Source organism: Pseudonocardia spirodelae, from assembly GCF_037727765.1.
Lineage (GTDB): Bacteria > Actinomycetota > Actinomycetes > Mycobacteriales > Pseudonocardiaceae > Pseudonocardia > Pseudonocardia spirodelae.
Map to the genome: position 1 here is coordinate 14,305 of NZ_JBBJUP010000015.1, position 22,385 is coordinate 36,689.

The window sequence follows — 22,385 nt, forward strand, 5'->3', positions numbered from 1 at the left end:
GGGCCGCCGCGGGTCAGGACGTCCGGGCGGCCAGCTCGCTCCAGCCGGGCGCCCGGGTCCGCGCCCGCGCCCGCGCGTCGGCGTGTACGCCGGCCGCGAGCGCGCCGGACCGGACCAGGGCCGGGACGTTCACGTGCCGGGCGGCGCGGGCCGCCGCCACCGGGACGGCCGGGCCCCCCGACAGGCCGGCCGCCGCAGCCCGCCCGCAGCTCGCCGCGGCGACCGCACCGTGCGCGACGAGCAGCAGCTCCTCGCGCTGCGCCCGCCCGGCCGGGGTGAGTTCGGCACCGCCGGTCGCGGCCGCCGCCCGGGCGTGCACGTGGGTGCGGACGACCGTCTCCACCGCGAGCACGACGAGGGCCGGGGTCAGCGCACCGGAGCGCAGGTTCAGCCCGCCGCCGCGGGAGTCACCGCGGTAGGCGGTCTGGGCGAACGTCCGCACCGCCCGGTCGGGGGCCTGGGCGAGCCAGGTCATGCCGGGCAGCGGCAGACCCATCGGCGTCACGACGTCGGCGGCCAGGTGCGCGGCCCAGTCCCCGAGCGCGGCGGCGAACGAGGCCGAGGGGGTGTAGGCACCCGGTGGGGTCACGACGCGGCGACGGACGCCGTGCTCCCACCGGTACCCGGTGAACTCGCCGCGCAGCAGCTGCCGCAGCGCCGCGAGCGGCCGGGCGAGGTCGTGACCGGCCGAGCGGATCCGGTGGTCGGGTCCGCCGAACCCGGTCCCGGTGTGGTCGATCGGCAGGCCGCGGCCGCGCCGCTCCCAGCCCCGCACGGTGCGGGTGTGCCGGAGCCGGCCCAGGCCGCTGCGCACGGCGTCGTCGAGCCGGGTGTCCAGCACGGTCGCCGCCACCCCGAGAGCGACGGCCAGACCCACCACGGCCAGGTCGTCGGCCCCCCAGCTGATCCGCCGGTGGGCCGCCCAGGTGTCGAGCGCGGCCCGCTGCTCCGAGGTCAGTGCGGCGAGCAGGTCGACCTCGGTCCAGCCCTGCTCGGCACGGGCCCGGTCGCCGTCGCGGAGCAGGTCGTCGAAGCCGGCCGCCGGCGCCGGGCGGGATGTCGGCGGGCCCGGGTCCCGCTCGGCCAGCAGCGCCTCCGTGGCCGCCTCGAGCCGGCCGAGCAGACGGCTCTGGGTGTCGAGGGCGCGCAGCACGTCCCGACCGGTCATGCCGCGTTGTCGGTGCGGTCGGTGCGGTCGGTGCCGTCGGTGCCGTCGGTGCCGTCGGTCCCGTCGGTCCCGTCGGTCCCGTCGCGCAGCGGGGCCGCCCCGAGCTGCGGGACACCGTCCGCGAGCCGCTCGACCACGGTCTCGATCACGTCCCGCAGCCGCCGACAGCGCTCCTGCTCCCGCAGCAGCTCGGCGCGCAGCTCGCTGCTGCGCTCGCGCTCCTGCGCCAGCCGCTCGGCGAGCTCCTCCAGCCGCGCGCCGACCGCGGCCAGCCGCTCCTGCAGCGCCAGCACGACCCGGCGGGCCGCCTCGTCGTCGCCCTCCTCGGCCCGCAGGACCAGCTCGGTCACGACGCCGAGCCGGATCAGCCCGGCCTCGAGCTCGCCGTCGCTCCAGCCGCCGAGCCGCGACCCGGCCGCACCGGCGCCGAACCCGAGCAGCGCGCCGAGCGAGTTCAGCAGCATCATCCCGCCGGCCATCCCGGCCCCACCGGAGGCGAGCGAGCCGCCGCCGAGCGCCGCCAGCCCGGCCGACGTCGCGGCCGCGCCGGACAGCCCGGAGCCTGCGACGACCAGCCCGGCGACCACCGGCGCCGCGAGACCCGCCGCGACGACCCCGGCCCCGAGCCCGGCGGCGGCCCCGACGACCACCCGGCGCTTGCGGACCGACCGCAGCCGCAGCCGTCGCACGGTCGCGGTGATCTCCCGCTCGATCCGGACCAGGTCCGACGGCCTGGTCTCCGGCAGCGCGGCGGCCGCCTCGGTCGCGACGGCGCGGACCGGGCGGCTGCGCGGACCGGCGGCGTCCCGCCCGGACAGGCACAGGTCGATCAGCACCAGCATCGCGCGCGACCGCCCGGCGACGTCGGCGCTCAGCTCCGGGGCCAGCCACTCGGCGATCGCGGGGCGCATCTCGGGGTCGGTGTCGAGCAGCTCGGCCCGGGCCGCGGCGGCCCGCCCGACACCGTCGCCTGCGGCCTCGGCCAGGGCGCGGACCAGCTCGGCGACCGCCCCGGCGAGGCGCGCGCCCGCCGGGTCCGGGCCGAGGTCGGCGGTCCGGCGCAGCAGCACGACCCGCCACGCGGCGAGCGCGGCGCGCTCCGGGGCGCGCAGCTGCATCTCGACGGCGACGGTGGGGTCCGGGACGGTCCGGGTGCTCACGGCTGCTCCTCACGGCGTTCTCGGCGGTCGGTTCCTCCCGACCACCGCCACCGGGGGCGCCGTCGTTACCCGCGGTCCCCAGAGTTGATGACTGCTCCGTCCGGAGCAGCGCTGCGACCGGGTCACGGGTACGGCACGATGAGTGACGACGACGTCGATCAACGGAGGCGACATGACGGACCCCCGAGCGACCGTGCCCGGCCGCGTCGGCGGCACGCTCACCGGCCGTTACCTGCTGGTGCTGAGCGACGACCTGACCGGTGACGACGACGCGGCCCGGTCGGCGGTCGCGGAGATCACCGGGCTCGCCGAGGTGACGAGCAGCCGCGACGCGGGCCCGGGCGTGCGCCCGACGCTGTTCGCGCGGCTCGGGGTCGCGGTCGCCGAGCTCGCACCGGAACGGCTGCGGGCGGTCCGGGACGACCGGCGGTTCGTCGCCGTCGAGCCGGAGCGGGTGCTGCGCGCGCTGGGTACGTCGCCGGGCGGGCTGTCCGCGGACTACCTGCGCGGCTTCGCCGACGCCGCCGGCGTCCTCGCCGAGAAGGCCGCGGGCGCCGCGGCCGCCGACACCCCCGCCCCGGCGCAGTTCGCCGACGACGACCGGACCACCTGGGGGCTCAAGGCCACCGGCGCGGACGCCGCCGCCGAGACCGGCGCGGGGATCACCGTCGCCGTCCTCGACACCGGCCTCGACCTCACCCACCCCGACTTCGGCGGCCGGGAGATCGAGTCCCGCTCGTTCGTCGACGGCCAGGAGGTGCAGGACGTCCAGGGCCACGGCACGCACTGCATCGGCACCTCGTGCGGCCCGTCGGCCCCCGGGTCCGGGCGCCGCTACGGGATCGCGCACGAGGCCCGCATCATGGTCGGCAAGGTGCTGGGCGACGACGGCTCCGGCACCGACGCCGGGATCCTCGAGGGCATCGAGTGGGCGATCGCCGGCGGGGCGCACGTCGTGTCGATGTCGCTGGGCGCGGACCTGAACGAGGTCTCCGCGGCGTACGAGAACGCCGGGCGCCGGGCGCTCGACGCGGGCACGCTGATCGTCGCCGCGGCCGGGAACAACGCGCAGCGCTCCGCGGGCGACGTCGGGTTCGTCGGCGTCCCGGCCAACAGCCCGTCGATCATGGCGGTGGCCGCGGTCGACGCCGCGCTGGCGATCGCGGACTTCTCCGCGGCGAGCTCCGCGGTCGAGGGCGGCCAGGTCGACATCGCCGGTCCGGGCGTGGACGTCTACTCGTCGTGGCCGATGCCCCAGCGCACCAACACGATCTCCGGCACGTCGATGGCCACACCGCACGTGTCCGGGATCGCCGCGCTGTGGTCGCAGCGCACCGGGGCCCGCGGGCGGGACCTGTGGACCCGGCTCACCCAGTCCGCGCAGCGGCTGACGCTGCCCTCGGGCGACGTCGGCGCGGGCCTCGTCCGGGCGCCGGGGCGGTGACGGCGCGATGACCACCACCGGGCGGCTGCTGGTGTCGGTCGCCGACGGGCACACCGCCGACGACGTGGCGCGGGCCTGCGCGGCGGCCGGGCTGGCCGTGGAGAAGGTGCTGTCGGGGATCGGCGTCGTCGTGGGGACGTGCGCCGACCCCGAGGCGCTGCGCGGGGTGACCGGGGTGGCCGCGGTCGAGCCGGACCGCGAGGTGCGGCTCGACCGCGACGCCTGACCGGCTCAGACGACGGCGGGGAACGCCGGGCGGCCCGCCGCGCGGGCGGCGAGCCGCTCGGCGGCCAGCTCGTGGGCGACGGCGACGGTGTCGGTGCCGCGGCGGGCGGCGGCGTCGAGGACGGCGACGGCGGTCGTGCCGATCGCCTCGATCTTGGCCTCGATGCCGTCGTCGCAGCCGTGCACCTCGGCCTCGCACGCGATGACGCCACCGGCGTTGGCGACGAAGTCGGGCACGTGCGCGACGCCGCGGGCGTGCAGGGCGGCCGCGACGGCGTCGCCGGACAGGGGGTTGTTCGCGCCCGGGACCAGCGCGCGGGCGCGCAGCCCGTCGACCACGGCGGGGGTCAGCACGCCGCCGGCGGCGCACGGGCAGAGCACGTCGACGTCGGCGGTGAGGATCTCCCCGACGCCGACCGGGACCGCACCGGCGACGTCGCGGGCCTCGCGGACCCGGGCGTCGTCGACGTCGGCGACGAGCACGGTGGCGCCCGCGTCGCGCAGCAGGCCGACCAGCGAGCGCCCGACCTTCCCGAGCCCCTGCACGGCGACCCGGCGCCCCTCGAGCCCGGTGCCGCTCCACTCCAGCGTCGCGACGACGGCGCGCAGCACCCCGCGCGCGGTGAACGGCGACGGGTCGCGGCGGCTCGACACGACCGGGACGTGCTTGGCCAGGACGTCCATGTCGGCGGCGTCGGTGCCCATGTCGGCGCCCGGGACGTAGCGCCCGCCCAGCGACGCGACGTGGCGGGCGTGCACCGGCAGGAAGCGGTCCTTGTTCGCCCGGGTCGGCTCGGCGTCGATGACGCTCTTGCCGCCGCCGAGGTCGAGCCCGGCCAGCGCGGACTTGACCGTCATCGCGCGGGCCAGCGCCATCGCGTCGCGGACGGCGTCGGCGTGGCTCGGGTAGCGGCGCATCCGGACGCCGCCGAGGGCCGGGCCCATCGTGGTGTCGTGGACGGCGACCGCGGAACGGATGCCCGACTCCGGGTCCCGGACGAGGGTCAGCTGCTCGAAGTCGTCGGCGTCGAGGGCGTCGAGGATGCTCATGGGATCTCCGCGGTGAGACGGTCGTGTCGGGTCGCGACAAGCCCACCGCGCCGGCCCCGAGGAACGCAACGTCGCGCCGCGTTCCGGGGCTGCAGACGCAACAGAGAGCACGCCTTCGTCGATCTGCCGGTCGTTCGTTGCGCAGGACGGCCGCAACGCGCAGGCCTGCACCGGGAAACGGGTCGACGGCCGGGTCCGCCGTCGGTTACGGTGTCGCCCGTTCGTCGGCCGCACCCGGTAACACTCCGGCCGCGATCAGCGACGAACCGCCCGGACCGTCCCCGGGAGCCGCCCACCGGCGCCCCGGCCACGACCGGTGCCACGAACGCCGTACCGGCACCGCGCGACCGCGCGGCGCGGCAGCACGCCGCGGGCCGGACACCTTCTCGAACGGAACGACACGACTGTGCAGGCCTCTGTCCACCCTCCCTCCGACCCCACCGTCCGCGGGGCCGTCGAGCGGCTCACCGCCGAGTTCGCCGGCCGGTTCCCGCACGACCTCGTCGACCACGTCGTGCGCGGGTCGCGCCGCGACCTCGACGCCGTCCCGGCCGCCGCGCTGCCCGAGATGGTCGAGCGCCTCGCGCGCCAGCGCCTGATCGACGATCTCTGAGCCCGCCGGGCAGGATGGGCGCATGTCGCGTCCGCTGTCCGGTCTGCAGGTCGTCGAGTGCGCGAGCTTCGTCGCCGGTCCGACGGGCGGCATGACGCTCGCCCAGCTCGGCGCCGCGGTGATCCGCATCGACCCGCTGGGCGGCGGGCCCGACCACGGCCGCTGGCCCGCCGCCGGGCACGGCACCGGCGACTCCTACTACTGGGCCTCGCTGAACAAGGGCAAGCGGTCGGTCACCGTCGACCTGCGCTCCGACGAGGGCCGCGAGCTCGTCCTGGCCCTGGCGACGGCGCCGGGACCGGACCGCGGCGTGCTGATCGACAACGTCGTCGGGCGGCGCTGGATGGCCAACGACGTGCTCGTCGCGCGCCGCCCCGACCTCGTGCACGTCCGCGTGCAGGGCTACCCGGACGGCCGCCCGGCCGTCGACTACACCGTGAACGCCGAGGTCGGGATCCCGCAGATCACCGGCAGCGAGGAGGGCGCGGCCCCGGTCAACCACGTACTGCCCGCGTGGGACCTGGTGACCGGCATGTCGGTGTCCACCGCCGTGCTGGCCGGGGTGTACCAGCGGGCCCGCACCGGCGCCGGGGTGTACTCCGAGATCGCGCTGTCCGACGTGGCGCTGGCCGGCGTCGCGAACCTGGGCTGGCTGTCGGAGGCCCACGAGCGCGGCCACGACCGGCCCCGGCACGGCAACCACGTCTACGGCAGCTTCGGCGTCGACTTCGCCTGCTCCGACGGCGACCGGGTGATGGTCGTCGCGCTGACCCCGGCGCAGTGGACGGCGCTGGTGTCGGTGACCGGCACCGGCGAGGTGTTCGCCGCGCTGGAGCCCGCGCTGGACGCCGACCTGACCGCGGAGACCGAGCGGTACCGGCTGCGCGAGACGATCGCCGCGGTGCTGCGGCCGTGGTTCGCCGCCCGGGACTCGGCGACGGTCGAGGCCGAGCTGAACCGGGCCCGCGTGCTGTGGGGCCGCTACCAGGGCATGGCCCACGTCGCCGCCGAGCACCACGCGGGCGGGCACCCGCTGCTCGCCGATCTGGCCCTGCCCGGCGGCGGCAGCGGGATCACCGCGCGCTCGCCGATCCGCTGGGACACCGAGCACGGCGACGCCGGCGACGCCCCCGCACTGGGCCGGGAGACCGACGAGGTGCTCGCCGAGGTCCTCGGGCTCGACGCGCGCACCATCGGCGGGCTGCACGACCGGGGCGTCGTCGGGTAGAGAGTCCCCCGTGACGGACGGACAGCTGACCGAGGCGCGGTGGACCCATCTCGCGCTGCCCACCGGCGACCTCGACGCCGCGATCGCGTTCTACACGACGATGACGCCGCTGACCCTCGTCGAGCGCTTCGCCGACGACGCCGGGCGCAGCGCCTGGCTGTCCAACGCCGGCCAGGTGCAGACGCCGATGGTGCTCGTCCTGGTGTCCTTCGACGCGGAGGCCGGTGGGGAGCTGGGGCTGCTGCGGCCGTTCGCGCACCTGGGGATCGAGGTGCCGTCCCGGGCGGACGTCGACGCCGCCGCGGAGCGCGGGCGGGCCGCCGGGTGCCTGCACTGGGAGCCGCGGCAGATGCCGGGGCCGGTGGGCTACATCTGCGCGCTGACCGACCCGGACGGCAACGTCGTGGAGTTCTCCCACGGGCAGAAGGTGTTCAGCTCCGTGCGGGAGAAGTGGGGAGTGTAGGCGCGCCGTCGCGCGCACCCGCCGCCCGGCGGGTGCGCGCGCGGCACCGTGCGGGTCAGGACGTCGGCGCGGACAGGTCGTAGACGGTCTGCCCGCCGACCGTCGTCGCCGTGTAGTGCTCGGCGACCCAGGCCGCGATCCCGCTGCTCGTGGAGTCCGCGTCGCCGCCGGGGCCGCCGCCCTGGCTCGCCGCGACGTAGTAGGCGATCCGGCCCTGGGCCACGTCGGCCTGGAACTCGGCCAGGGTCACGGCCGAGTCGCTGCCGGACCAGCCGCCGGTCGACATCACCGCCGTCCCGGAGGCCAGCTCCAGCGACGCGGCCGTCTGCGAGGTGGACACCGCGGCCGACCAGGTCGTACCGGTCGAGGACAGCAGGGCGGTCAGCTCGGCCGAGGCCGCCCCACCGCCGGCGCCACCGCCGGGGGTGCCGCCGTCCGCGGCGGTGCCGCCCGGCGCCGTGCCGTCCTGCGGAGCGGTGCCGCCCGCGGCCGAGCCGTCCGGGCGGGCGCCCGACGGCGGCGCGCCGCCCGGGCCCCCGGCCCCGCCCGGCCCGCTGTCACCCGAGGAGGTCCCGAAGGAGCTCGACACCGTCCCCACCGACGGGATGCTGCCGCTGTGTGCGGCCGACGCCGTCGCCACCGCGTACACACCGGTCCCCAGCAGCCCGGTCAGCAGCACAGCGACCAGACCGGCGCGCAGCACCGCCCGCCCCCGCCCCGGGACGAGCACCAGCCCGGCCGCGAGGAGCGCGAGCGCCCCGACCGGCCACGCGAGCCACGTGAAGGACTCCGAGCTCGCCAGCAGCAGCGCGAACGACCAGCCGCCGGTCAGCAGCACCGTCACGGCGAGCACGGCGCGCGCCCACCCCGCGGCCCGCTCCCGCCACAGCAGCACGCCCCCGACGGCGACGACACCGGCGACACCCGGCGCCAGCGCCACCGTGTAGTACGGGTGCATCGTGCCGCTCATCATCGAGAACACCGCGGCGGTGACCAGCGTCCAGCCGCCCCAGAGCAGCAGCGCGGCCCGGCTCCGGTCGGTGCGGGGCGCCCGCCGGGTGATCCACAGCCCGGCCAGCAGGAGGACCAGCGCGGCCGGCAGCAGCCAGGAGATCTCGTAGGCGAGCTCACCGGTGAACAGCCGCAGCGGCCCGGCGGACCCGCCGAAGCCGGTGTTGCCGCCCCCGCCGCCACCGCCGTCGTTGCCGGAGCCGCCCAGCAGCCGTCCGATGCCGTTGTAGCCCAGTGCCAGCTCGAGCAGCGAGTCGGTCGTCGACCCGCCGATGTAGGGGCGCTGCGAGGCCGGCCACAGCTCCACCAGCGCGATGAACCAGCCCGCGGACACGACCATCGCGACGACCGCGCCGAGCAGCTGCACGATCCGGGTCCGCAGCCGCGGCGCGCCCGCGACCAGGTACACCAGCCCGAGCGCCGGCACGACCAGCAGCGCCTGCCCCATCTTGGTCAGGAAGGCGAACCCGATCGCGGACCCGGCCGCGACCAGCCACCAGGTGCCCGTCCGGACCCGGGCCGCGTCGACGGCCCGCGAGGTCGCCCAGGCCGCGACGACCAGCAGCAGCGTCAGCAGCGCGTCGGGGTTGTCGAAGCGGAACATCAGCACCGCCGACGGTGTCAGCGCCAGCGCCGCGCCCGCGAGCAGCGCCGCACCCGGCCCGGACCAGCGCCGCACCGTCGCGTGCAGCAGCGCCACCGCGCCGACCCCCATCAGGGCCTGCGGGACCAGCACGCTCCACGCCGAGAACCCGAACAGCCGCGCGGAGGCGACCATCACCCACAGCGAGGCCGGCGGCTTGTCGACGGTGATCGCGTTGCCGGAGTCCAGCGACCCGAACAGCCACGCCTTCCACGACTGCGTCCCCGCCTGCACGGCGGCGGCGTAGAACTCGTTGGCCCAGCCGGACGCCGACAGGTCCCACAGGTAGAGCAGCGCCGTGCCGGCGAGCAGCGCGAGCAGCCCGGGGCGGGCCCAGCGCGGGTCGGCGGGGCGCCCGCGCAGGAACGCCGCGACGCGGCCGGGCGGTGATCCGGGCGGACCTGCGGCGGGCCGGCGGGCGGGACGCCCGTCCGGCGCACCGGCCCCGGACGGGCCGGGCGGGTCGGCCGGGGCGGCGCGGTGCCGTCCCGGGGCCGGGCGGGCCGGCGTCGTGGTCGTCACGGGTGCTCCCTGCGGGTCGCGGATCGGTGCCGGGACCCACCCTCGGCGCGGGCGCTGTCGCGTCCCTGTCCGGTTCCTGTGGGCGCTCTGTGAGCGATGAGTTCCGGGTGCGACACCGGTCACCACCCTCATGAGCACCGAGCAGAGCACCGCCCTTCCGCCCGTCGTCGACCCCGCGACCTGGGAGACCGAGCTCGCCGCACTGCGCGTGCGGGAGAAGGCCGCCACCCGCGAGCTCGACGCCATCGCCGCCGCCCGCCGCCGGCTGCCGATGGTCGAGATGCCCGACTACGTCCTGGAGGGGCCCGACGGCCCCGTCCGCCTCGCCGAGATCTTCGGCGAGCACCCGCAGCTGATCGTCTACAGCCACATGTGGCACGACGGCGCCGAGTGGCAGTGCGGCGGCTGCACCGGCTTCACCTCGCAGTTCACCCGCCTGGCCGGCCTGGAGAAGTTCGACGCCCGGTTCGTCATCGTCACCCAGGGTCCGATCGAGGAGGCACTGGCCTACCGGGACCGGGTCGGCAACACGATGAGCTGGTACTCCACCGCGCACAGCAGCTTCGGCAGCGACGTCGACGCCCCGCCCGGGGGCGGGTTCGCGGTCAACGTCTTCCTGCGCGACGGCGACCGCGTGTTCCGCACCTGGCACACCGACGGTCGCGGCACCGAGCAGCTGTCGTACCTGTTCCCGCTGGTCGACCTGCTGCCCTACGGCCGCCAGGAGGTCTGGCAGGACTCCCCGCAGGGCTGGCCGCAGGGCCCGACCTACAGCCGGTGGGCGGGCCCGCAGGAGATCGCCGCCGCCTACGGGCGGCCCTGAGCCCGCACCCCGGCCAGCACCGTGTCGACGACGGCGACCGCGTACGCGTGCGGGTCGTCGCCCGCGGCGAGGTGCGCGGGAGTGGTCGCGACGTGGTTGCGCACCGCCCCCGCCACGAGGTCGGCGACCAGCGCGACGGAGGTGCCCGCGGGAAGCTCTGCGCGGTCGATGCCGCGCCGCACCATCGCCCGCGCCCCGCGGACGTGCTCGGGGTAGGCGTCCTCGGTCAGCGCGGAGCGGATCTCGGGCACGCGGTGGGCGTCGACGAGCAGGCGCTCGACGAGGCGGCCGTCGTCGCTCGCGGCGAACGCCGCCCACTGCTCGGCGAAGGTCACCAGGTCCTCGCGCAGCGACCCGGTGTCGATGTCGGCGACGAACCGCGCCCGGTCCCGGACGGCGGCGACGAGCAGCGCCGCCCGGGTCGGCCAGCGCAGGTACAGCGACCCCTTCCCGATCGCCGAGCGCCGCGCGACCTCCTCCAGCGACAGCCCGGTCCAGCCGCGCTCGCCGTAGACCTCGCGGGCCGCGGCAAGAGCGCGCCGGTCGACGTCCGGGTCGCGGGGACGTCCGCTGCGGCGTGGCGCCGGCGCGGGTGGATGTGACGTGGACACGGCGGGGATCCTGCCAGGGACCCTTTCTGGACGGTTCCCGTCCGTAATAGGATCGGCGCCGTGATCAGGACAGCGCTGACCGGCCTGCTGGGCGTCGAGCACCCGATCGTCGGGTTCAACCGGTCCCCCGCGGTGGTGGTCGAGGTGAGCCGCGCGGGCGGGTTCGGGGTGCTGGCGGCGGTCTCCTACACCGCCGCCGAGCTCGACGCGCAGCTGCACTGGATCTCCGAGCAGCTCGACGGACGTCCCTACGGTGTCGACCTGCTGGTGCCGGAACGGACCGCCGACGTCGACGCCGACCGGGAGGATCTCGTCGCCGCGCTGCGCGCGCAGCTCCCGCCCGGCCACCTCGCCTTCGTCGACGACCTGCTCGAGCGCTACGGCATCCCGAAGGTCCCGGCCGACCCCGGCCGCGACGCGATCGCCGCCGGGATGAGCCGCCGCGGCGCCGACGCGCAGCTCGACGTCGTCTTCGCCCACCGGCCCGCGCTCGTCGCGAACGCGCTCGGCACCGCACCGCCGCACCTCGTGGAGCGCGCGCACGCGGCCGGGACGGCCGTCGCCGCGCTGGTCGGGACCCGCCGGCACGCCGAACGCCAGCTCGCGGCCGGCGTCGACGTGCTCGTCGCGCAGGGCACCGAGGCCGGCGGGCACACCGGCACGATCGCGACGACCGTGCTCACCCCGGAGATCGTCGGCGTCGCCGGGGACCGGCCGGTGCTCGCCGCGGGCGGCATCGCCTCCGGCGACCAGATGGCCGCGGCGCTCGCGCTCGGCGCCGCCGGCGTGTGGTGCGGCTCGGTGTGGCTGTCCAGCGTCGAGGACGTCGCCCCGGAGTCGGTGAAGCGCAAGTTCCTGGCGGCCGGCAGCGGGGACACCGTCCGCTCCCCCGCCCGCACCGGCAAGCCCGCCCGCCAGCTGCGCAGCGCCTACCACGACGCCTGGGACGCACCCGGCGCCCCGGCCCCGCTGCCGATGCCGCTGCAGCCGCTGCTGACCCTGCAGGCCTGGTCGAGCATCGACGCCGCCGCCGACGCCGGGAACCCCGGCGCGCAGGAGCTGCAGTCGTTCTTCGTCGGGCAGGTCGTGGGCGCGTTCACCGAGCTGCGCGGCGCCGGCGAGATCACCCGGACGATGGCGCGCGACTGCGAGGCCCGGATCGCCGCGCTGTCCGGGCTGGTCCGGGACGGGGCCGCACGATGAGCCTCGACCCGCGCACCCCGGTCGTCGTCGGGGTCGGGGAGGCCTCGGAGCGGATCGGCGCTCCCGGCTACGCGGCGCTGTCCCCGGTCGGGCTCGGTGCCGCCGCGGCCGCCGCCGCCCTCGCCGACACCGGGGCGGACCCGGCCGCGGTGGCCGCGGCCCTGACCGTCGTCGCCGGGGTGCGGCAGTTCGAGATGTCGGTGCCCGGCGCGGTCGCGCCGCTGGGCCGGGCCGACAACTTCCCGCGCGCGGTCGCCCGCCGCATCGGTGCCGACCCGCCGCGGGCGGTGCTCGACGTCGTCGGCGGGCAGTCCCCGCAGCGGCTGGTCACCGAGTTCGCCGGCGCGATCGCCCGCGGCGGGGCCGGCGCGGTGCTGCTGGTGGGCGCCGAGGCGATCTCCACCGTGCGCGACCTGCTCGGCAGGCCCGAGGGCGACCGGCCGGACTTCACCGAGACCGTCGGCGGCACGCTGGAGGACCGCGGCCGGGGCGACGCGCTGCGCAGCCCGGTCGCCGAGGCGCACGGCGTGCTGTCGCCGGCCGCGTACTACGCGCTGTGCGAGAACGCCCGCCGCGCGCGGCTCGGGCTGGGCCGCGCGCAGTACGCACGCGGCATGGGCGAGCTGTTCGCCCCCTTCACCCGGGTCGCCGCCGGGCACCCGCACGCCGCCGCACCGCGGGTGCGCACGGCCGCCGAGCTGGTCACCGCCGGGGACCGCAACCGGATGATCGCCGACCCGTACCCGCGGTTCCTCGTGTCGCGCGACCAGGTCAACCAGGGTGCCGCCGTCGTGCTGACCTCCGTCGGCACCGCGCAGGACCTGGGCATCGACCCGCAGCGGTGGGTGTTCCTGCACGGCCACGCCGACCTCACCGAGCAGCCCCTGCTCGACCGCCCCGACCTGGGCGCCTCCCCCGCCGCCGAGGCCGCCGTCCGGCACGCGCTCGACCTCGCCGGGACCACCGTGGACGAGCTCGCCACGATCGACCTGTACTCGTGCTTCCCGGTCGCGGTGACCGCGGTCGCCGACCCGCTCGGCCTGGCCGCCGACGACCCGCGCGGGCTCACCGTCACCGGCGGGCTGCCGTTCTTCGGCGGCCCCGGCAACGACTACGCGATGCACGCGGTCGCCGGGACCGTGCGGCGGCTGCGTGCCGCGCCGGGCGCCTACGGGCTCCTCGGCGCGAACGGCGGGTTCCTGTCCAAGTACTCCGCCGGGGTGTACTCGACCCGCCCGGCGCCCTGGCGCGACGACGACGCCCCCGCGCTGCAGGCCCGGCTCGACGCCGCACCCGCCGTCCCGGCCGCCACCGCCGGCGCCGAGGGCGCGGCGACGGTCGAGACCTGGACGGTGCGCCACGACCGCGGGGGTCGCCGGCACGCGGTCGTCGTCGCCCGGCTCGACGACGGCGGCGCGCGGTGCGTCGCCTGCGGCACCGGCGAGGAGCTGCTGGAGCTGCTCGACGGCGAGCCCGCCGGTGCGGCGGTCCGGGTGCGGCCCGACGGCGACCTGACGACCGTCACACCGCGCTGACCCGGGGCGCCCCGGCACCCGGCCGGTCCGGGGTCACCCGGGGACGGCGGCCGCGCCGGTCGTGACCTGGGACAGGGCCGTCCCGAGGATCTCCACACCACGGCCGATCTCCGCGGCGGACGCGGTCAGCGGCGGCGCGATCCGGAACGTCCCGCCCATGCCGGGCAGCTGCACGATGTTCATGTGCAGGCCCAGCTCCGCGCAGCGGGCCGTGACCGCGGCGCCGAGCGCGTCGCCGTCGCGGGCGTCCAGCTCCAGCCCGACGAGCAGGCCGCGCCCGCGGACGTCGCCGATCGCGGGGTGCTCGGCGGCCAGCGCGCGCAGGCCGCCCTGCAGCAGCTCGCCCAGCTCCCGGGCCGCGACGTCGAGCCGGTCCCGTTCGAGCACGTCGAGCACGGTGGTGCCGACCGCGGCCGGGAGCGGGTCGTTGACGTGGGTGGTGAAGAACAGGAACCCGCGCTCGTGGGCGGTCTCCTCGATCTCGGCGGTGGTGAGCACCGCGGCCAGCGGCAGCCCCGCGCCGAGCGTCTTGGACAGCGTGAGGATGTCGGGGACGACGCCGTCGCGCTGGAAGGCGTACCAGTCGCCGGTGCGGCACAGCCCGGTCTGGGCCTCGTCGAGGATCAGCAGCATCCCGCGCTCGTGGCACTTGTCGCGCAGGGCGGCGAGGTAGCCCGGCGGCAGGTCCACGACCCCGCCGGAGGACAGCACCGGCTCGACGATGCAGGCCGCGAGGCTGCCGACGGACTGCGCGTCGACCAGCGCGAACCCGAGGTCGAGCTGGCGGCGCCAGTCCAGCTCCCCGGCCGCGTCGAGCAGGTCGGGGCGGTAGCGGTCGGGCACCGGCAGCGCGAAGTTCCCCGGCGCGGCGGGCCCGTACCCGTGGCGCCCGGCGACGTAGGTGGCGTTCGCGGCGGCCTGGGTCATGCCGTGCCAGGAGCGGACGAGGGACACGATCTCGTGCCGCCCGGTGACGAGCTTGGCCATCCGGATCGCGGCCTCGTTGGACTCGGCGCCGGTGGTGAGCAGCATCGCCCGGTCCAGCCCGGTGCTCGCGCACAGCCGCTCGCACAGCTCGACCACGGGGCGCGACAGCATCCCGCTGTAGAGGTGGTCGAGCCGCCCGACCTGCTCGCGGACGGTCGCGACGATCTCCGGGTGGGAGTGGCCGAGGATGGCGCTCATCTGCCCGGAGGTGAAGTCGAGCAGCTCACGGCCGCTCTCGGTGGTGATCGTGGTGCCGCGCGCGTGCGCGATCACCTCGGGGCTGAAGCCGCCGCGGCCGGAGTAGCGGATGAGGTGCTCGGTCATCCCCGGGAGTCTGGCAGCCGCGGCGGCGTCGCGATACGGACTCCGTGCCGCGCGGCGTGCGCGGCCACGGCGTCGGGCGACGGCGGGCCGTCCTGGCCGAGCGCGCCCATGCCGCGCAGGAACGACACCTGGCCCGCCCCGGTGACCAGCACGAGGAGCCGGGCCGCGGTGTCGGCGCGGTAGCGGTGCAGCACCCCGGCCGGGACGTGCGCGGCCTGGCCCGCGCGCAGCCGGTGCGTCGTCCCGTCCACCTCGACGTCGAGCTCGCCGTCGGCCAGGTAGAACACCTTGTCCGCGGACAGGGTGTGCGGCGGCGACGCCGCGCCCGGCCCGAGGGTGAGCTCCAGTGCCTCCCAGGCGCCGCCGGTGTCGGCGCCGGTGGCGAGCGGGAGGGCGCGGGTGTGCGGCATGGCGAAGCCGCCGGCGTCGTCAGTGCTGATGATCCGGGCGTCCATGGTGGGCCTCCGTGGCGTCGTCTCTGGTACGGACGACGGTAGGAACCGGCGGGGCCCGGTCCCATCCCTGCTTCCAGGGGGGTAGCCGTGCCGGTGGAGCCGCCCGACCACGTCGCGGTACGCCGTCGTGCCGCGGCGGCGCTGGCCCGCACGGTGCCCGCCGACCTCGCGGTGTGGGCGGTGCTGGACCCGGCGACGCTGCTGTGGTCGGACTGCGTGCTCGTCGGCGGGGAGCGCGACGTCGCGCTGGAGAACGCGGTGTTCGACAACGAGTACCGGGTGCCCGACGTGCTGAAGCTGACCGACGTCGCCGCGACCGGCCGGGCCGCCGGGCTGCGCTCGGCGACGGCCGGCGACCCGGCGTCGAGCGCGCGCTACCGCGAGGTGCTGGCCCCGCGCGGGTTCACCGACGAGCTGCGCGTCCCGCTGCACGACGGCCGCACGACCTGGGGTGCGGCCGTGCTGCTGCGGGCCGGCGGTGTCTTCACCGGCGACGACCTCGCGGCCGCGTCGGCGGTCGCCCGGCCGGTCGGTGAGGCGCTGCGCGACGCGCTCGTGCGGACCGGGCGCGACCTGGTCGGCGGGGCCCCGGCCGGCACCGTCCTGACCACCGTCGACGGCCGGGTCCTCGACCTGTCCGACGACGCCCGCGCCCTGCTCGGCCCGGCCGCGGTCCCGCAGGTGGTGCAGGCGGTCGCGGCCCGGCACGCGGCGGGCGGCCCGGCGGAGGGGACCCTGCCGCTGACCGACGGGCGCTGGCTGTCGCTGCGGGCGTCACCGCTGGGCGGGGCGCTCGCCGTCGTCGTCGAGGAGGTGCGTCCGCACCAGGTCGCGGACCTGGTGGTGCGCAGCAGGGGACTGACCCCGCGCGAGCGGGAGGTGCTCGCGGCGCTGGCCCGGGGCGCGTCGAACCGGCGGATCGCCCGCGAGTGCGGGATGAGCGAGTACACGGTGCTCGACCACGTGAAGAAGCTGTTCGCGAAGTTCGGGGTGTCCGGGCGGGGCGAGCTGACCGCGGCGCTGTTCTTCGACCACTACGCCGGGTCGCACCCGGGCGGCTGAGCGCCGGGGCGCAGCCAGGTCCGCTCGCGCGCCCGGACCAGCCGGGTGACGGTGTCGTTGACCGGGGTCGGGACGCCGAGCCGGGCGCCCTCGCGGGCCACGGCGCCGTTGATGGCGTCGATCTCGCAGCGGTGCCGGGCCAGCGCGTCGAGCAGCATCGACGGCCGCGCGTGCGGGATCGCGCCACCGAGGCGGCGGACGTGCTCGACCGGGTCGCCGACGTCCAGCGTCACCCCGCTCGCCGTCGCGACGGCGACGGCCTCCTCGGCGCAGGCGCGGGCCACGGCCCAGGCGTCGGGGTCCTCGAGCACTCCGCCGATGGTGAGCCCGGTCAGGCAGGTCGGGCCGGAGAACGCCGCGTTCATCACCAGCTTCTCCCACACCATCCGGCCCAGGTCGGTGTAGAGCGCCACCGAGAACCCCGACGAGCGCCAGATCCCGGCCGAGGCCTCCAGCTGCGCCGCGGGCAGGCCGTCCCAGGGGCCGAAGCGCACCATCTCCATGCCGTTGTGGTGGGCCACGCCGGGCTCGGGCAGCGACGCGCCGAACCCGCCGACGACGCCGACCGCGATCCGCCCGGGGTCCAGCTCGGCGGCCGCGACCTCCGGCGAGCCCAGCCCGTTCTGGATGGTCTGCACCACGGTGTCCGGCCCGACCAGGTGCGCGCAGGACCGTGCGGCGACGGCGACGTCGTAGGCCTTGGTCGCGACGACCACCAGGTCCGCGGGCCGGTCGAGGACGACGTCGGCGGCGTCGCGGACCGCGCCGGCGGGGACGACGGTGCGGTCGCCGCTGTGCCCGGTCACCCGCAGCCCGCGCGCCGCGATCGCCTCGACGTGCGGGCCGCGGCGGCACACGACGTGCACCGCGTGCCCCGCGTCGGTCATCAGCCCGGCGTAGACCGAGCCCATCGCGCCGCATCCGACGATCACCACCACCGCCACGGCACCAGCATCACCGATCGCCGGGATCCGTGCGACCGGCGGACAGCACGACCAGGCACAGCGCCGCGTCGCGGGGCCGGGCCAGGTCCAGCCCGGTGAGCGCGCGGAAGCGGCGCATCCGGTTCAGGACGGTGTTGCGGTGGCAGTACAGCGCCGACGCGACCCGGGTGACGCTGCCGTGCTCCAGCCAGGCCCGCGCGGTCGTGCGCAGGACCGCGGCCTCCTCCGGCGGGGCCGCGGCCAGGCCGGCCAGCACCCGGGCGGGCAGGCCGCCGTGCTCGTCGAGGGCGGCGCGGGCGACGCGCGGCCACATGTCGTGCGGGTCGTGCGGGCCCTGGGCGTCGCCGGGCAGCAGGTGGGCCATGGCCACGGCGGCCGACGCCGCGGCCGGGACCGCGGCGAGCCCCGCGACCGCCGGGACGAGCACGCACGCGACGCCGTCGGTGAGCCGGGCCAGCACCCGGCCGTCGTCGGGGGCGGCGGGGCGGAACACCACGACGCCCAGCTCCACGTCGCGCAGGAACAGGCCGGTCGGGCCGCCGTCGAGGCGGGCCGCGCGCCCGCGCAGGGTGGCGGCGGCGTCGCCGAGCCCGGCGCAGACGTCGAAGGTGTCCCCGGCGGCGACGCGCAGCCCGGCGGCCACCCGCGCGAGGACCTCCGGTGGGCGCGGGCCCGCGGCGAAGAGCACGTCGAGCAGCTGGCGGCGCTCGTCGCGGTGCTGCTCGGCCAGCAGCGCCCGCTCGGACAGGAACGCGACGTGCACCCGGCGGACGTAGGCGTCCACGACCGCCCACAGCCGGTCGGCGCGCCGGGCCGCGACCTCGACCGCCCCGGGCTCGCCGGCCGCCTCGGCCAGCAGCGCCGACCACACGACGGGGAAGTCGAGCCGCACGGCCCGCACGAGGTTGTCCGGGTCGACGCCCTGGCGGGCCCGCCGCCGCCCGAGCCGCTCGGCCTGGCCGGCGGGGTCGTCGGGACGGCCCGGGTCGGCGAGCCGGTCCAGCAGCAGGGCCAGCGCCTCCTGCGCGGTCTCGCGCAGGTCCGGGCCGGTGACCGGCTCGACGCGGTAGTGCCCGCCGTCGTCGAGCAGCCGCAGGAAGTGCTCGGCGAGGTCCGGTACCCGGCCCCGGACGCGCGCCACCAGCCGCAGCCAGACGGCCTCGTCCGCGACGTCGGTCGCGGGTCCGGTGACGGGCGGCGCGGGGTCCACGGGGCGAGCCTGCCAGCCCCGCTCACCCCACGGGCACGCCGTCGACGAGCCGGTCGAGCACCTCGGTGAGCAGGTCCACCCCGGCGGCGGCGTCGGCGTCGTGGGTGAGCTCGCCCTCGTTGTGGGTGACCCCGCCGACGCTGGGCACGAACAGCAGCACGGTGGGGACGACGCCGTTCATCGGGATCGCGTCGTGCCCGGCCAGGGTCATCATCCGGCGGTGGGTCAGCCCCAGCCGGTCCGCGCACCCGGCGGCCAGGTCCACCCCGGCGGCGGGCAGCGGCCGCACACCCCAGTGGTGGGTGCGGACGACCCGGATGCCGACCCGGGCCGCGTCCTCGATGCCGGGCACGCGCTCGGCCAGCAGCGCCGACGCCCGCTCCAGCACGGCCTCGTCGGGCGAGCGCAGGTCCAGGTGCAGGCGCACCTCGCGGGCGACCGTGACGGGGCTGTTCGGCTCCACCGTCAGCTGCGAGACCGAGGTGTGCAGCGGCGCCTGCGCGGTGGAGAGCCGGTCGGACAGCTCGCGGGCCAGCACGGTCAGGTGTGCGGCGCCCAGCAGCGCGTCGCGGCGCTCGTGCATCCGGGTGGCCCCGGTGTGGGACTGCTCCCCCTCGACGGTGACGGCGAACTTGTGCGCCGCCCACGTCGCCTCGACCAGGCCGATCGTCGTCCCGGTCTCCTCCAGGACCCGGCCCTGCTCGACGTGGATCTCGGCGTAGGCGGCGACGTCGGATACGGCAGGCGCGCCGGTGCCCGGGCCGCCGAGCCGGTGCTGGGCGGCCAGCAGGTCCCCGGCGCGCGCCCCGGCGAGGTCGCGGGCGTCCAGGGCGGTCGCGGCGTCGAGCAGCCCGGCGTGCACCGAGCTGCCCATCAGGCTCGGGGTGAACCGCGACCCCTCCTCGTTGAACCAGCTCACGACGGCGATGTTGTGCCGCGGCGGCGGGCCGCCCGCACGGCGCCGCGCCACCCGCAGCGCGGCGTGCCCGGCGGCGAGCACGCCGTAGGCGCCGTCCCAGCGCCCGCCGCAGGGCTGGCTGTCCAGGTGCGACCCGAGCAGCACGTACGGCGCCCCGGGCGTCGTCTCCAGCAGCCCGAACTGGTTCCCGGCGCCGTCGTGGACGACGCGGAAGCCGTACGCGGCCAGCCGTCCGGCCCACCACTCGTGGGCGGCGGCGTCGGCGTCGGAGGCCGCCTCGCGGTGCACCCCGCCGCGGGCGGTGGCACCGATCGCGGACAGGGCGGTGAAGTCCTCGGCGAAGCTCGTCACCACCCCAGCCCAGCACGGACGGCGGCGCCGCGGCAGCCCCCGGACGCCGCGTGTTCCGGACCCCGATGTGTGCATCTGCACAACGATCGCGGCGCAACGCGCGACGTCCGGCTGTTCACAGACGGACGTGGGTTGCGGATGCTGTGCGGAACTCCTGTCCCCCGCCCGCGCAGCGAGAGGCCGCCCATGACCGACCGCCCCGCCACGCCCACCGTGACCGACGCGGACGCCCGCCGGGTCGCCTTCGGCGCGTTCGTCGGCACCGCGCTCGAGTGGTACGACTTCTTCCTCTACGGCACCGCGGCGTCGCTGGTGTTCAACCGGCTCTTCTTCGCCACCGACGACCCGGTCGTCGCGACGCTGGCCGCGTTCGCGTCGTTCGCGGTCGGGTTCGCCGCGCGCCCGGTCGGGGCGGTGATCTTCGGTCACCTCGGCGACCGGATCGGCCGGCGTCGCTGCCTGATCGTCACGGTGACGATGATCGGGATCGTCACCGGGCTGATCGGCCTGCTGCCCACCTACCTGTCGATCGGGCTGGCGGCCCCGCTGCTGCTGACCTTGTTCCGGCTGCTGCAGGGCGTCGCGGTCGGCGGCGAGTGGGGCGGCGCGGTCACCCTCGCCGTCGAGCACGCGCCGCCGGAGCGCCGTGGCCGCTACGCGGCGATGCCGCAGGTCGGCGCCCCCGTCGGCACCCTGCTGTCCTCCGGCGCGTTCCTCGCGGTGGCGACGCTCCCGCCGGAGAGCTTCGACTCCTGGGGCTGGCGGCTGCCGTTCCTCGCGGCGTTCCCGCTGCTGGGGATCGCGCTGTGGCTGCGGCGCCGGGTCGAGGAGTCGCCGCTGTTCGCGACGATGCTCGAGACCGACGAGCGCGCGTCGTCGCCGGTGCGCGAGGTCGTGACGCGGGCCTGGCCGCAGCTGGCGGTCGGCGCCGGGTCGGCGTTCCTGGGGGTCGGCGGCTTCTACCTGATCACCACGTTCGCGATCAGCTACGGCACCGCGACGCTCGGCCTGCCCCGCTCGCTGATGCTGGGCGCGACGCTGGTCGCCGCCGTCGTCGAGATCGGGGTCGTCGTGCTCGGCGGCCGTCTCGCGGAGCGCCACGGCGCGTGGCGGGTCACCGTCGCCGGCGGCATCGCGTCGGCGGTCGCGGCGTTCCCGGCGTTCTGGCTGCTCGACTCGCGCTCGCCGGTGCTGGTCGTGCTCGGCGTCACGGTGGCGACCGCGCTGCTGTCGGTCCCCTACGCCGTCTCCGGGGCGCTGCTCACCGAGCTGTTCCCGGCGCACCTGCGCTACTCGGGGGTCGCGCTGTCGTCGAACCTGGCCGGTGTGGTGTCCGGGTTCGTGCCCCTGGCCGCGACGGCGCTGCTGGCCGCCGGCGGCGGCTCCTCGGCCATGCCCGCCCTGCTGCTCGTCGGGATCTCGCTGGTCACCGCCGGTGCCGGGGCGCTCGCGCCACGCCTGTTCGCCGAGCGGGACCGGGTGGTCGCCGCGGACCGCTGAGCCGCCCCGTGCCGCACGCCCGCCCCGGATGCGGCACGGTGGGCACAGGGCGGGAAACGGACGAGGGGGACGTCGTGACCTGGAGCACCCGTGAGGTGGCCGAGCTGGCCGGCACCAGCCTGCGGGCGGTGCGGCACTACCACGAGATCGGGCTGCTGCCCGAGCCGGAGCGCCGCGCCAACGGCTACAAGCAGTACGGCGTCGAGCACCTGGTGCGGCTGCTGCGCATCAAGCGGCTCGTCGACCTGGGGTTCTCGCTGACCACCGTGGCCGGGACGCTCGACGACGACGTCCACCCCGAGGAGGCGGTGCGGGCGCTCGACGCGGAGCTCGCCGCCACCATCGACCGGCTGCAGCGGGCCCGCGCCGAGCTCGGGCCGATCCTGCGCGGCGAGGTGCCCACCGACCTGCCCACCGAGCTGGCGGGGGCCACGGACCAGCCGATGTCGGACGCGGACCGGGCGCTGTCGGTCGTCCTGCCGCGGGTGCTCGGCTCGGAACGGCTGCGCGCCGTCGCGGACATGCTGCGCGAGGTGCACCCGGACCCGGCCCAGCAGGAGTTCGACGCGCTGCCCGCCGACGCCGACGAGGCCACCCGCGACGCGCTCGTCGCCCGGATGGCGCCCTACCTGCGGGCGATCCACGACGCGCACCCCGGGCTCCGGGCGCCCGACCACGACGCACCGGTGGGCCGCGCGCGGGCCGCGCAGACCCTGGGCCGGGCGATGCGCGAGCTCTACAACCCCGCGCAGCTCGACGTGCTGGTGCGCGCCACTCGGACCCTGCCCGGGGCGGCGGAGGCGGCGGGGTGAGCCGCCGGGCTCATCAGGAATGGGGATCTCCCCCGGTCGCGCGCCCGCGCCGATAACGCCCGTCCGCCCGCAGCGCGATGCGCCGTACGCAGCAGCGTGCCGGGCGCAGGAGCCCGGCGGGA

21 protein-coding genes are annotated in these 22,385 nt (G+C 77.2%); 11 read left to right on the forward strand and 10 right to left on the reverse strand.

Annotated elements, in window-relative coordinates:
• Window positions 1–13: 13 nt before the first annotated feature.
• Both WJX68_RS18040 and WJX68_RS18045 read right to left on the reverse strand, forming a co-directional pair.
• Entirely contained in the window at window positions 14–1,168 is a 1,155-nt protein-coding gene (locus WJX68_RS18040) for a hypothetical protein (RefSeq protein ID WP_340292459.1), read from the reverse strand.
• Window positions 1,165–2,328 carry a hypothetical protein gene (locus WJX68_RS18045; RefSeq protein ID WP_340292461.1) on the reverse strand — a complete coding sequence of 388 codons (1,164 nt, stop codon included), beginning with the start codon at window positions 2,326–2,328 and terminating at the stop codon, window positions 1,165–1,167. The genes WJX68_RS18040 and WJX68_RS18045 overlap by 4 nt, the downstream gene beginning before the upstream one ends.
• A 172-nt stretch (window positions 2,329–2,500) precedes the next feature.
• Here WJX68_RS18045 and WJX68_RS18050 point away from each other — a divergent pair, with 172 nt between their 5' ends.
• Window positions 2,501–3,772 carry a S8 family serine peptidase gene (locus WJX68_RS18050; RefSeq protein ID WP_340292463.1) on the forward strand — a complete coding sequence of 424 codons (1,272 nt, stop codon included), beginning with the start codon at window positions 2,501–2,503 and terminating at the stop codon, window positions 3,770–3,772.
• Between the two features lie 7 nt (window positions 3,773–3,779).
• A complete protein-coding gene (locus WJX68_RS18055) occupies window positions 3,780–3,998 on the forward strand; it encodes a hypothetical protein (RefSeq protein ID WP_340292465.1) in 219 nt (72 codons plus the stop codon).
• A 5-nt stretch (window positions 3,999–4,003) separates the two neighbouring features.
• Here WJX68_RS18055 and WJX68_RS18060 read toward each other — a convergent pair whose 3' ends face one another.
• Window positions 4,004–5,047: a Glu/Leu/Phe/Val dehydrogenase dimerization domain-containing protein gene (locus WJX68_RS18060; protein WP_340292467.1), complete on the reverse strand. Its 1,044-nt coding sequence runs from the start codon at window positions 5,045–5,047 to the stop codon at window positions 4,004–4,006.
• Between the two features lie 406 nt (window positions 5,048–5,453).
• Here WJX68_RS18060 and WJX68_RS18065 point away from each other — a divergent pair, with 406 nt between their 5' ends.
• The 3 genes from WJX68_RS18065 to WJX68_RS18075 are packed head-to-tail and all read left to right on the forward strand — an operon-like array spanning window position 5,454 to window position 7,351.
• Window positions 5,454–5,660 carry a three-helix bundle dimerization domain-containing protein gene (locus WJX68_RS18065; RefSeq protein WP_340292469.1) on the forward strand — a complete coding sequence of 69 codons (207 nt, stop codon included), beginning with the start codon at window positions 5,454–5,456 and terminating at the stop codon, window positions 5,658–5,660.
• A gap of 22 nt (window positions 5,661–5,682) precedes the next feature.
• Complete coding sequence (locus WJX68_RS18070; RefSeq protein WP_340292472.1) at window positions 5,683–6,888, forward strand: CoA transferase; 1,206 nt, start codon at window positions 5,683–5,685, stop codon at window positions 6,886–6,888.
• 10 nt (window positions 6,889–6,898) lie between these two features.
• Window positions 6,899–7,351: a VOC family protein gene (locus WJX68_RS18075; RefSeq protein ID WP_340292474.1), complete on the forward strand. Its 453-nt coding sequence runs from the start codon at window positions 6,899–6,901 to the stop codon at window positions 7,349–7,351.
• A gap of 55 nt (window positions 7,352–7,406) precedes the next feature.
• Here the strand turns inward: WJX68_RS18075 and WJX68_RS18080 are convergent, their stop codons facing one another.
• Window positions 7,407–9,368 (reverse strand): glycosyltransferase family 39 protein, encoded by a 1,962-nt coding sequence (locus tag WJX68_RS18080; protein ID WP_422785728.1) that lies wholly within the window; start codon window positions 9,366–9,368, stop codon window positions 7,407–7,409.
• A 289-nt stretch (window positions 9,369–9,657) separates the two neighbouring features.
• On the opposite strand from WJX68_RS18080, the gene WJX68_RS18085 reads away from it, so the two are divergent.
• Complete coding sequence (locus tag WJX68_RS18085; protein ID WP_340292478.1) at window positions 9,658–10,350, forward strand: DUF899 domain-containing protein; 693 nt, start codon at window positions 9,658–9,660, stop codon at window positions 10,348–10,350.
• Here WJX68_RS18085 and WJX68_RS18090 read toward each other — a convergent pair.
• Window positions 10,335–10,961 (reverse strand): TetR/AcrR family transcriptional regulator, encoded by a 627-nt coding sequence (locus WJX68_RS18090; protein WP_340292480.1) that lies wholly within the window; start codon window positions 10,959–10,961, stop codon window positions 10,335–10,337. The genes WJX68_RS18085 and WJX68_RS18090 overlap by 16 nt on opposite strands.
• A 60-nt stretch (window positions 10,962–11,021) precedes the next feature.
• Between WJX68_RS18090 and WJX68_RS18095 the strand changes: the two genes are divergently transcribed.
• Window positions 11,022–12,164, forward strand: coding sequence for an NAD(P)H-dependent flavin oxidoreductase (locus WJX68_RS18095; protein ID WP_340292482.1), 1,143 nt, complete (start codon window positions 11,022–11,024; stop codon window positions 12,162–12,164).
• A complete protein-coding gene (locus WJX68_RS18100) occupies window positions 12,161–13,699 on the forward strand; it encodes an acetyl-CoA acetyltransferase (protein WP_340292484.1) in 1,539 nt (512 codons plus the stop codon). The genes WJX68_RS18095 and WJX68_RS18100 overlap by 4 nt, the downstream gene beginning before the upstream one ends.
• A gap of 33 nt (window positions 13,700–13,732) precedes the next feature.
• Here the strand turns inward: WJX68_RS18100 and WJX68_RS18105 are convergent, their stop codons facing one another.
• The gene (locus tag WJX68_RS18105) at window positions 13,733–15,010 is read right to left on the reverse strand and encodes an aspartate aminotransferase family protein (protein WP_340292486.1); all 1,278 of its coding nucleotides are present in this window, start codon (window positions 15,008–15,010) and stop codon (window positions 13,733–13,735) included.
• Window positions 15,007–15,465, reverse strand: a complete 459-nt coding sequence (locus WJX68_RS18110) for a cupin domain-containing protein (RefSeq protein ID WP_340292488.1) — start codon at window positions 15,463–15,465, stop codon at window positions 15,007–15,009. The genes WJX68_RS18105 and WJX68_RS18110 overlap by 4 nt, the downstream gene beginning before the upstream one ends.
• A gap of 87 nt (window positions 15,466–15,552) precedes the next feature.
• On the opposite strand from WJX68_RS18110, the gene WJX68_RS18115 reads away from it, so the two are divergent.
• Entirely contained in the window at window positions 15,553–16,527 is a 975-nt protein-coding gene (locus WJX68_RS18115; RefSeq protein ID WP_340292490.1) for a LuxR C-terminal-related transcriptional regulator, read from the forward strand.
• Here the strand turns inward: WJX68_RS18115 and WJX68_RS18120 are convergent.
• Genes WJX68_RS18120 through WJX68_RS18130 form a run of 3 tightly spaced genes read right to left on the reverse strand, consistent with a single transcriptional unit; the run spans window position 16,500 to window position 19,951 of the window.
• On the reverse strand, window positions 16,500–17,471 hold the full coding sequence (locus WJX68_RS18120; RefSeq protein ID WP_340292492.1) for a ketopantoate reductase family protein: 972 nt from the start codon (window positions 17,469–17,471) through the stop codon (window positions 16,500–16,502). The genes WJX68_RS18115 and WJX68_RS18120 overlap by 28 nt on opposite strands.
• A gap of 10 nt (window positions 17,472–17,481) precedes the next feature.
• A complete protein-coding gene (locus tag WJX68_RS18125; protein WP_340292494.1) occupies window positions 17,482–18,681 on the reverse strand; it encodes an RsbRD N-terminal domain-containing protein in 1,200 nt (399 codons plus the stop codon).
• 22 nt (window positions 18,682–18,703) lie between these two features.
• Window positions 18,704–19,951 (reverse strand): hydantoinase/carbamoylase family amidase, encoded by a 1,248-nt coding sequence (locus WJX68_RS18130; protein ID WP_340292497.1) that lies wholly within the window; start codon window positions 19,949–19,951, stop codon window positions 18,704–18,706.
• Between the two features lie 186 nt (window positions 19,952–20,137).
• On the opposite strand from WJX68_RS18130, the gene WJX68_RS18135 reads away from it, so the two are divergent.
• Both WJX68_RS18135 and WJX68_RS18140 read left to right on the forward strand, forming a co-directional pair.
• Window positions 20,138–21,451 carry an MFS transporter gene (locus tag WJX68_RS18135; RefSeq protein WP_340292500.1) on the forward strand — a complete coding sequence of 438 codons (1,314 nt, stop codon included), beginning with the start codon at window positions 20,138–20,140 and terminating at the stop codon, window positions 21,449–21,451.
• 74 nt (window positions 21,452–21,525) lie between these two features.
• Entirely contained in the window at window positions 21,526–22,263 is a 738-nt protein-coding gene (locus tag WJX68_RS18140; RefSeq protein ID WP_340292502.1) for a helix-turn-helix domain-containing protein, read from the forward strand.
• Window positions 22,264–22,385: the final 122 nt, after the last annotated feature.